This window comes from Brevundimonas sp., assembly GCF_024711105.1.
In the GTDB taxonomy this organism is placed as follows: Bacteria; Pseudomonadota; Alphaproteobacteria; order Caulobacterales; family Caulobacteraceae; genus Brevundimonas.
Window position 1 is genome coordinate 1 of sequence record NZ_JANJTL010000124.1, and the last position, 9,326, is coordinate 9,326.

At 70.7% G+C, this 9,326-nt stretch carries 8 protein-coding genes and 1 pseudogene; 2 read left to right on the plus strand and 7 right to left on the minus strand.

What is annotated here, in order from left to right:
- The 6 genes and pseudogenes from Q0M60_RS09235 to Q0M60_RS09260 all read right to left on the minus strand — a co-directional run.
- Positions 1–811 (minus strand): annotated as a pseudogene (locus Q0M60_RS09235) (heparinase); the annotation flags it as partial.
- A 7-nt stretch (positions 812–818) separates the two neighbouring features.
- Complete coding sequence (gene rpe, locus Q0M60_RS09240) at positions 819–1,478, minus strand: ribulose-phosphate 3-epimerase (RefSeq protein WP_296818525.1); 660 nt, start codon at positions 1,476–1,478, stop codon at positions 819–821.
- 38 nt (positions 1,479–1,516) lie between these two features.
- Positions 1,517–2,758 (minus strand): RsmB/NOP family class I SAM-dependent RNA methyltransferase, encoded by a 1,242-nt coding sequence (locus Q0M60_RS09245; RefSeq protein WP_296818537.1) that lies wholly within the window; start codon positions 2,756–2,758, stop codon positions 1,517–1,519.
- Positions 2,759–2,808: 50 nt separating this feature from the next.
- Entirely contained in the window at positions 2,809–3,741 is a 933-nt protein-coding gene (locus tag Q0M60_RS09250; protein WP_296818526.1) for a Gfo/Idh/MocA family oxidoreductase, read from the minus strand.
- Positions 3,738–4,895 (minus strand): DegT/DnrJ/EryC1/StrS aminotransferase family protein, encoded by a 1,158-nt coding sequence (locus Q0M60_RS09255; RefSeq protein ID WP_296818528.1) that lies wholly within the window; start codon positions 4,893–4,895, stop codon positions 3,738–3,740. The genes Q0M60_RS09250 and Q0M60_RS09255 overlap by 4 nt, the downstream gene beginning before the upstream one ends.
- Before the next feature lie 11 nt (positions 4,896–4,906).
- Positions 4,907–6,151 (minus strand): glycosyltransferase, encoded by a 1,245-nt coding sequence (locus Q0M60_RS09260; RefSeq protein WP_296818529.1) that lies wholly within the window; start codon positions 6,149–6,151, stop codon positions 4,907–4,909.
- Positions 6,152–6,317: 166 nt separating this feature from the next.
- On the opposite strand from Q0M60_RS09260, the gene Q0M60_RS09265 reads away from it, so the two are divergent.
- Positions 6,318–7,394, plus strand: a complete 1,077-nt coding sequence (locus tag Q0M60_RS09265; protein ID WP_296818531.1) for a sugar phosphate nucleotidyltransferase — start codon at positions 6,318–6,320, stop codon at positions 7,392–7,394.
- Here the strand turns inward: Q0M60_RS09265 and cysS are convergent.
- Complete coding sequence (gene cysS, locus Q0M60_RS09270) at positions 7,391–8,905, minus strand: cysteine--tRNA ligase (protein ID WP_296818539.1); 1,515 nt, start codon at positions 8,903–8,905, stop codon at positions 7,391–7,393. The two genes, Q0M60_RS09265 and cysS, sit on opposite strands and share 4 nt — an antisense overlap.
- A gap of 93 nt (positions 8,906–8,998) precedes the next feature.
- Between cysS and Q0M60_RS09275 the strand changes: the two genes are divergently transcribed.
- On the plus strand, positions 8,999–9,326 hold a 328-nt coding region (locus tag Q0M60_RS09275), incomplete at its 3' end, for a GTP cyclohydrolase I (RefSeq protein ID WP_296818534.1).

A 9,326-nucleotide genomic window follows, 5' to 3' on the forward strand; every position in this document is an offset into this window, starting at 1 on the left:
CGTGCTGGAGCAGGGCGTCGTCGTGGGTGAGCCGGTCGTCCGGCTGCTCCATGGCGGGTTCCGGGGGGCGCGACGCGGGGCAGCCGTCGGTGTCCTCGGGGCGCGGGCGAGCCCGTCGCAGGCGGCCAAGGCCGGCGGACAGCAGGCGCTCGCCGGCGCGGCCGGCGAGCGCGGCGCCGGCCACGGCGATGGCGCAGGCGTGCTCGGCCTCGTCGCCCGGGTTTCGCGGAAGGCGGGCGAGGTGCCGCGCCTGGCGGGCCAGCAGGTCCGCCAGACGCTCCCGGTCCGCCTCGGACGCCGAGGCGGCGATCCGGCGCGCGGCGCAGGCCAGGTTGTAGACCCGGCGCGGCAGGCACTCGCGGCCCCAGGAGAAGGCGTTCCAGCGGCCGAAGATCTCGGCCCAGCCGAAAATCAGGCGCAGCGCCTCGCGCAGACCGCGCTCGCCCGAGGCCATGAGGTCCGGGAGCCAGATGAAGCGGTGGAGTTCGACCGCGAAGCGCCGGGTGGGGCTGGGGCGATCCCAGGGATCGCCCACCGAGCCGACATCCAGCACCGAGCCGGCGATGATGAATCGGCCCGTGGCCGTCGAGCGGCCGACGTTGGGGTCGGCGGGGCGGAAGTCGCGCGGGGCGGCGGCGAAGCCCTCAGCGCGCGGCATGGACAGGGTCCAGACATAGCCGGGCGCCCCGAACACCTCGGCGCCGAGCTGGCGGGCGCTCAGCCGGGCGGCGGCGGCCAGCCAGGGCAGGCGCGGCAGCTTGGGCGTGCTGATCGCCGGAAGGCCCGGGCGGCTGTCGGACGCTTCACTCACGGGCCGGTCAGGCTCCCTTGAGCGTTGCGATGTTGGCGGCGTAGGCGCTCTGCCCGCCCCGGAAGACGGCGGTGCCGGCCACCAGCGCGGTGGCGCCCGCGCTGACGCAGGCGGCGGCGTTGGCGGCCGTCACCCCGCCGTCGACCTGGAGGACGGCATCGGAGCCCGCGGCGTCGAGCCGGGCCCGCACGGCCTCGATCTTCCTCAGCGAGGCGTCGATGAACGACTGGCCGCCGAAGCCCGGATTGACCGACATGATGAGGACCAGGTCGATATCCTCGATCATCCAGTCCAGCGTCTCGACCGGGGTGGCGGGATTGAGGACCACGCCCGCCTTCGCTCCCAGCTCGCGGATACGGCGCAGCGTGCGGTGCAGGTGCGGGCCGCTTTCGGGATGGACGCTGAGGATGTCGGCCCCGGCGTTGCGGTAGGCCTCCAGCCACGGATCGACGGGCGCGACCATCAGGTGCACGTCGAAGGGCTTGGCGGTGTGGGGCCTGAGCGCCTTCACCACGTCCGGGCCGATGGTCAGGTTGGGCACGAAGTGGCCGTCCATGACGTCGACGTGGATCCAGTCCGCGCCGGCTTCGTCGATGGCGCGGACTTCCTCGCCCAGCCGGGCGAAATCGCTGGCCAGGATGGACGGACAGATGAGCGGCTGGGCCATGGGCAGGGGATAGGCCGGGTCGCCCTGAGGGGCAACCTCTAGCCGCGTTCCAGGCGAGCGACGAAGAAGCCGTCCAGGCCGCCGCGCTCGGGCCACTGGCCGGGATGAAGGCGGAGCCAGCCCTCCTTGGCCAGGGCTTCGGAGGGCGCGCCCACGGCGTCGGGGTCGGCCGGGGCGAGGGTGAACTCCGGGTGGCGGCGGAGGAAGGCGAGGACCTGGGTTTCGCCCTCCTCGCGTTCGAGCGAGCAGACGCAATAGACCAGCCGGCCGCCCGGCTTCACGCGGGCCGCCGCGGCGTCGAGCAGGCGGTGCTGGACGTCGGCCAGCTTGGCGATCTCGGCCGGGCCGAGCGCATAGAGGGCCTCGGGGTTGCGGCGCAGGGTGCCGGTGGCGGTGCAGGGGGCGTCGAGCAGGACGGCGTCGAAGGTGCGGTCGTCAGCCCACGTCTCGCCGTCGGCGACGACGACTTCGGCTTCCAGGCCCGTGCGGGCCAGGTTGGCGCGCAGGCGGCGCAGGCGCGGCTCGGAACGGTCGAGCGCCGTGACCGTGTCGCCAGAGGCGGCGAGCTGCAGCGTCTTGCCGCCGGGGGCGGCGCAGAGGTCGAGGACAGTCTCTCCGGCCTTGGGCGCCAGCAGGCGGGCGGGGACGGCGGCGGCGGCGTCCTGGACCCACCAGTCGCCGCTCTCGAAGCCGGGCCAGCCGGCCACGTCGCCGCCGCGCCGGGTGCGGACCGTGCCGCCGGGCAGGACCTCGCCCGGCAGGGCTTCGGCCAGGGCCGCCGCATCCGCGGACGGCTTGAGGCTGAGATCGGCGGGCGGCTCGACGCGGGCGTTGAGCGCGATGGCCTGCGCGGCTTCCACGCCGTACTGCGCCGACCAGCGGGCGAAGAGCCAGGCGGGGATGTCGGCCTCGGGCGGCGGCTCTGCGGCCGGCTCCCGACCGAGGCCGCGCAGCACGCCGTTGATCAGGCCCTTGAAGGCGCGCGTCTTGGCGTCGCGTTCGGCCAGTTTCACGGTCGTGGAGACGGCGGCGAAATCCGGCACGTCGAGATAGAGCATCTGGGCCAGGCCGATGCGCAGGAGCGCCCGGACCGGCTCGGGCGGTGGACGCTGAAGCCGGGTGTCGAGGATGCGGTCGAGGGAACCCAGCCGGCGAAGGGTCGCCATCGCGAGCGCGCGGGCGAAGCCGCGATCTTCCGGGCTGAGGGCCCGCATGGCCGGCTCGTTCATGGCCACGTCGAGGCCGCCGCGCCGCGCCATTGCGGCGTCGACCAGGCCCATGGCCGCGATGCGGGCGGGCAGGCCGGAAGCCGCCCCCGAAGCGGGGGCGCTCAAGCGGCTTCGAGGCAGCGCAGCGCCACCTCGAGATTGGCCAGGCCGTCCTCGCCGGTCACCGGCGGCGGGGTCTTGTTGCGGACGCTGGCCAGGAAAGCCGACAGCTCGGCCTTCAGCGGCTCGGCCGGCCAGGTGTGCAGCATGCGCGTCGAATAGGAGCCGTCCGGGGCATAGTCGAAATACTCGGACACCTGGCGCGTCATGAGGTCGGCGACGACGAACTTCTGGCGGGTGGCGACCTGCAGGATGCGCGCCTTGTAGGGCGTGACCCAGTTGGTGTTGATCTGGGCGATCACGCCACGGTCGGTGCGGAACTGGAGCAGCGCCGTGTCCTCGCGGTCGGCGTGGGTGCGGGCCAGCTGCGGCTGGACCTCGACGATCTCGGAAGCCGTCAGGTGGCGGATGATGTCGATGTCGTGGACGGCCAGGTCGATGACCACGCCCACCTCGCCCATGCGCGGCGGGAAGGGGCCGACGCGGGTGATCTGGACCGAGATGATGTCGTCCTGGGCGATGGCCCGCTTGACCGCCTCGACCGCCGGATTGAAGCGCTCGACGTGGCCGACCATCAGCGTCCCGCCGGATGTCTTCGCAGCCTCGATCAGGGCGCGTGCGCCCGCGAGGTCGGCGGCGATGGGCTTTTCGACGAGGACCGAGATCCCCCGCTCCAGCAGGGCGCAGCCCAGTTCGGCGTGGTGACGGTTCGGCGTGGCGACGACGGCCGCGTCCAGACCGGCATCGATGAAGGCCTGGGCGTCGGTCATCGGCTCGGCGCCATAGGCGCGGGCCGCCTCGGCGGTGGCGGGATCGGGATCGAAGCCGCAGACCAGATCGGCCTCGCGCAGTTCGGACAGGACCCGGGCGTGGTTGCGGCCCATGACGCCGAGGCCGGCGACCCCGACCCTCAGCGGACGTTCCTGATCGGTCACGAGAAGCTCCTCACGGCCGCGATGATTTTGTCCTGGGTCGCCTCGTCGAGGTCGGCGTGCATCGGCAGGCTGATGACCACCTTGGACTTGTCCTCGGTGACCCGCAGGCCCTGCGGGCCCGTCGAATGGCCAGCGTAGGCGGGCTGCTGGTGCAGCGGGATGGGATAGTAGACGGCGGTCGGCACGCCCTGCTCCCTCAGATGGACGGCCAGCCGGTCCCGGTCGGGATGCTCGATGGTGTACTGGGCCCAGACCGACACGCCGCCATCGATGACGGCGGGGACGGCCGTGACGTGATCCTTGAGCTGTTCGTTGTATCTGGCGGCGATGCGGCCGCGGGCCTCGATCTCCTCGGCGAAGACCTTGAGCTTTTCGATGAGGACGGCGGCCTGGATGGTGTCGAGGCGCGAGTTCATGCCGACCCGCATGTTCAGGTACTTGGGATCGTGCTCGAAGGTGCGGTCCTTGAGGTCGCGGGCGACGGCCTTGCCGTGGACGCGGATGGAATCGACCAGCTCGGCCAGGTCGGAATCGTTGGTCAGGACCGCGCCGCCGTCGCCGTAGCAGCCCAGCGGCTTGGCCGGGAAGAAACTGGTGGTGGCGATGTCGGCCCACTCGACCGGGTGCCTGCCGTTGAGCGTGCAGCCGAAACCCTGGGCGGTGTCGGCGATGAGCTTCAGCCCGTGCCGATCGCAGATCTCGCGGATGCGCGGATAGTCCGCCGGCTGGCCGAACAGATCGACCGCGATCACCACCTTCGGCGTCAGCCGGCCTTCGGCCTTCACCGCCTGGATGGAGGCTTCGAGGTGGTCGGGGTCGATGTTGTAGGTGTCGGGCAGGATGTCGACGAAGACGGCCTCGGCCTGGAACCAGGGCACGACCTCGGCGGTCGCGGCGAAGGTGAAGGACGGGCAGAAGACGGCGTCGCCCGGTCCGACCTCCCAGGCCATCAGCGGCAGGGCCAGCGCGTCGGTGCCGTTGGCGCAGCTCAGCGCGTGCTTGGCGTTGCCGAACTGGGCGAGGCGCTGTTCGAACTCGCGGACCTGCGGGCCCATGACCCAGGCGCCGCCCTCGACGGCGGCGAGGATGGCTTCGTTCATGGTCGGGCCGATGCGGCGGCGCTGGGCCTGAAGGTCGATGAAGGCGATGCTCATGGCGGGGGCTTCTAGCAGGTTTGGGAGAGGAAGGCGGCCATCGGCAGCCGGGAGAGATTGTCGCGGGACCAGGGCTCCGACAGGCGGGCCACGCGGGCAGGGCCGGCGGCGCCCAGGGCGCGGGCCTTGTCGGGATGATCGAGCAGGTCGCGCAGTGCGCGGGCGCAGGCGTCGATGTCGGGCTCGGCCCACTCACCGCGATTGTAGGCGCCGGTCGGGTCGCGGACCGGGATCAGACGGTAGGGCAGCAACACGCCGGACTGGTCGTCGATGAACTCGGCCGGGGCCGACCAGCCGGTGGCGATCACGGGCCGGCCGACCGCCATGGCTTCGGCCTGGACCAGGCCAAAGCCTTCGGAGCGATAGGGGCTGAGCACGAGCTCGACCGAGGCCAGCAGGGACCAGAGTTCCAGGGCGGTGAGATGCTCCTCGAGCAGGACGATGTCGGGCCGCTCGGCGGCCAGCGCCTTCAGACGGCGGCCGGCGCCCCGATCGGCGTCCAGCGACACCGCCTTGACCAGAAGCTGGGCGTTCGCCGCCGGCTCGGGAAAGGCGCGGGTCCAGGCCTCGATGGCGCCCCAGGGATTCTTGCGAGCGAAAGCCGAGCGGCCGTCGAACATGACCAGGGCGTGCTGCTTGGCCGGATCGAGGTTGAACCGTTCGGGCGCGGGCGTGATCCCGGCCGGGGCCGAGACCGGGTGCGGCATGACGCGGAGTTTGGCCTTTTCCTCCGGCCGCCCAATGCGGTCGAAGGCGCGGCCCATGGCGTCCGCCACGAAACGGCTGGGGACCCAGACCTCGTGCAGCCAGCGGGCCGTGCGGGCCCAGGACGAGGGCGCCTCGGTCGTCTCCCACGCGAAGTAGCCGATGCGATAGCGATTGACCCAGTCGGCCGGGTCGTGCGCCATCAGGGCGATCTCGGCCTCCGGCGCATTGGCGTGGATCAGCCAGACGCCACCCGGTCCGGCGGACAGCGGCGGCATGGCGCCTGGCGACCAGACCCGCCTCATCGCCGGGCGCAGATGGTGAGGGATGACTTCCAGCCCCGCCCCGGACAGGGCCTCGATCGTCGCCCGGCCCGCGGCGCCGATGCCCAGCACCTCGTCGAGAAAACCGGTGACGATCAGGGGGCCGGGTTTGAGGCCATCCAGGGATGCGGCCGGCCAGCCGCGGGTCCGCGCCGCGCGCACGGCCGCCAGCCCGCCGCGGATCAGCGGCAGGCGGACGGGCAGCGGCAGGGCTCGGATCAATCCCATCCGGGTCGGATCTTCTCGCGCCGGATCGGCGGCCGGGGTGGCGCCTCATAGCAGACTGAGGCAGCGCGACCGTGAATTTCAGTCACCGATTGTTGCAAAGGACAGGCTATAGGCTTGTTTCAGTTGGATAGGCCGCGGGGGCGGCCGGGCGTACGGGGACGAGGACGTGGTTGCGAAGGTCATTCCGGTCATCATGTCGGGCGGGTCGGGCTCGCGCCTCTGGCCCCTGTCGACCGATGCGCGGCCCAAGCAGTTCCAGGCCATCGACGGCGACCTGACCCTGATCCAGCAGACGGCCCTGCGCTTCGCAGGTTCGGACGAGACGGAGTTCCTGCCTCCGGTCATCATCTGCAACGAGCGCCACCTGGAGCTGGTCGAGGCGCAGTTCGCGGCGATCGGCATGCGCCCCTCGGCCATCGTGCTGGAGCCGATGGCGCGGAACACCGCCGCGGTGGCGGGGGTGGCGGCGCTGGTGGCGCGCGAGATCGACCCTGACGCCCTGGTGCTGCTGGCGCCCGCCGACCACGTCATGGGCGCGCCCGAAGCGTTGAGGGCGGCCATCAGCCGGGCGGCCGGCGTGGCGGCCGAGCGGATCGTCACCTTCGGCATCCGGCCCTCGGGGCCGGTCACCGGCTATGGCTACATCAAGCGCGCCGAGGCCCTGGCCGAGGAGGTGTTCCGCATCGACCGCTTCCTCGAGAAGCCGCCGCTGGAGCAGGCCCAGGCCTATGTCGACGACGGCGGCTACGACTGGAACGCGGGGCTGTTCCTGTTCTCGCCCGAGGTCATGGCCGGCGAGATGGCGCGTCACTGTCCGGAGGTGCTGCTGGCCGCCGAGGCGGCGCTGGGCGTGGCGGCGCGGGCCGGCAAGGTGGTCCGGTTGGACGCGGACGCCTTCGGCCGCAGTCCCTCCATCTCGGTCGACCATGCGGTGATGGAGCCGACTGAACGCGCGGCGGTCGCGCCGTGCGATCCGGGCTGGAGCGACATCGGCTCCTGGTCCGAACTGTGGAAGCACCTGCCGCGCGATGCAGCCGGCAACGCCGCGCTGAACGGTTTTTCCGTCGACAGCTCCAACACCCTCGTCTGGGCCTCCGGCGGGCCGCCGGTCGCCGTGGTGGGCCTGGAGAATGTGCTGGTGGTCTCGACGCCGGAAGGCGTGCTGGTCGTCGCCAAGGACAAGGACCAGGACGTCCGCAAGGTCCATCCCGAACTGGCGAAGCTGAAGCCGTCCGAGGGCTAGGCCCGCCGCCAGGTCGCGCCGGTCGGGCCGTCGGTGACGATCACACCGAGGTCGGAAAGTTGGTCACGGATCCTATCGGCTTCGGCCCAGTTTTTGGCGGCGCGCGCTTCCGATCTTTGCGCGACCAAAACGCCTACTCGGTGGAGGAAGCCTTCCTCGTCGGCCTCTGTTCCGAGAACCGAGTGCATCGTCTCCTCAACCGCTGAAATTAGCATGCCATCTCGACCTAATAGAGCTTCGAGCCCCACATCGGCATTCGCGAGATACCCTATTGCCATCCGCGCCGCGTCATAAGGAAGCGCTTGAGCGTGGACCGCAAGATTGCGTTCCCGGTGAGCCATCTTGATGAGCCGCTCGATCTGCTGAAACGCCAATGGCGTGTTTAGGTCGTCTAACAGCGGCCTTAGCCAGTTCGCGGCTTTTGCTGAGCCAGGGACATGGGGTGAAAGATCAATGTCCTCTCTGACACGTCGCAGTCGTTCGAGCATCTCCTGCCACCGCCCGGACGCGACGAATAGTTCACCCACATCCGACGCCATTTGCCGCCAGCGTTGAAGCCGCTCCCTGCCTTCGCGGAGCAATGCATCTGTCCAGTCGAGGGGTTGCCGATAGGGCGCGCTAAGCAGCGCCCATCGAAGCTCCTCGCCGGACCATCGATCTAACAGCTCCGAGATCAGGGTGACGTTGCCCAGGCTTTTGGACATCTTCTCGGCGTCCATCGTCAGGAAGCCGTTGTGCATCCAGTAGTTGGCCAGGGTCGCATGGCCGCAGCCGCAGACCGACTGGGCGATCTCGTTCTCGTGGTGCGGGAAGACGAGGTCGATGCCGCCGGCGTGGATGTCGATCGGGCCGCCGAAGACCGCCTCGATCATGGCCGAGCACTCGATGTGCCAGCCGGGACGGCCCGCGCCCCAGGGCGACGGCCACTCGGGCTCGCCGGGCTTCGACGGCTTCCACAGGACGAAGTCGAACGGGGCCTTCTTGTAGGGCGCGACCTCGACGCGGGCGCCGGCCTCCATCTCCTCGAGGTTCCGCCGGGACAGCGCTCCGTAGGCCGGATAGGAGCCGACATCGAACAGCACGTGGCCGTCTGCCGGATAGGCGTGGCCCTTGTCGACCAGGCGGCCGATCAGCTCGATCATCTGGTCGATATGCCCGGTCGCGCGCGGCTCGAAAGTAGGGCGCAGCACGCCCAGGGCGTCCATGTCGCGATGGAAGATCTCGGTGTAGCGGTCGGTGATCGCCGAGATGGGCACGCCCTCGTCGGCGGCCTTCTTGTTGATCTTGTCGTCCACGTCCGTGAGGTTGCGGGCGTAGATCACCTGCCGGTCCGGATGGAGCCGCTGCAGCAGGCGGAACAGCACGTCGAAGACCACGAACGGCCGGGCGTTGCCGATGTGGGCGTGGTTGTAGACCGTGGGACCGCAGACATAGAGCGTCACCCGGCCGTCCTCGCGCGGCCGGAAGGGCCGCTTTTCGCGCGTCAGGGTGTCGTGGAGCACGAGCGGCACGGGCTTCGTTTCCTTGCAGGCCAGGGGGTCGGCCCCATATAGCGCCTGAACCCGGCGGGCCAACCGCCGAAATCTTCAGTGAAGCGACCTCCCATGGACGGATTCAAGCCCGCGCTCGTGACCACGCCCGCGGCCAATGCGGACCGCAAGCGCCCGAGCCGCGAGCAGGCCCTGGAGGCGGTGCGCACCCTCATCGCCTGGACCGGCGACGATCCTGACCGCGAGGGTCTGATCGACACGCCGCGCCGCGTGGTCGACGCCTATGGCGAATGGTTCGAGGGCTACCAAGCCGATCCGGCCAAGGAGCTGTCGCGCGTCTTCGAGGACGTGCAGGGCTATGACGACATGGTCCTGCTGCGCGACATCGAGGTCGAGAGCCACTGCGAGCACCACATGGCGCCCTTCCTCGGCAAGGCGGTGG

Coding starts and splice junctions, on each gene's coding strand:
- Q0M60_RS09255 (WP_296818528.1), bottom strand. CDS start 4,895: ATGAGCATCGCCTTCATCGACCTTCAGGCCCAGCGCCGCCGCATCGGC.
- Q0M60_RS09260 (WP_296818529.1), bottom strand. CDS start 6,151: ATGGGATTGATCCGAGCCCTGCCGCTGCCCGTCCGCCTGCCGCTGATC.
- rpe (WP_296818525.1), bottom strand. CDS start 1,478: ATGGCCCAGCCGCTCATCTGTCCGTCCATCCTGGCCAGCGATTTCGCC.
- Q0M60_RS09245 (WP_296818537.1), bottom strand. CDS start 2,758: ATGGGCCTGGTCGACGCCGCAATGGCGCGGCGCGGCGGCCTCGACGTG.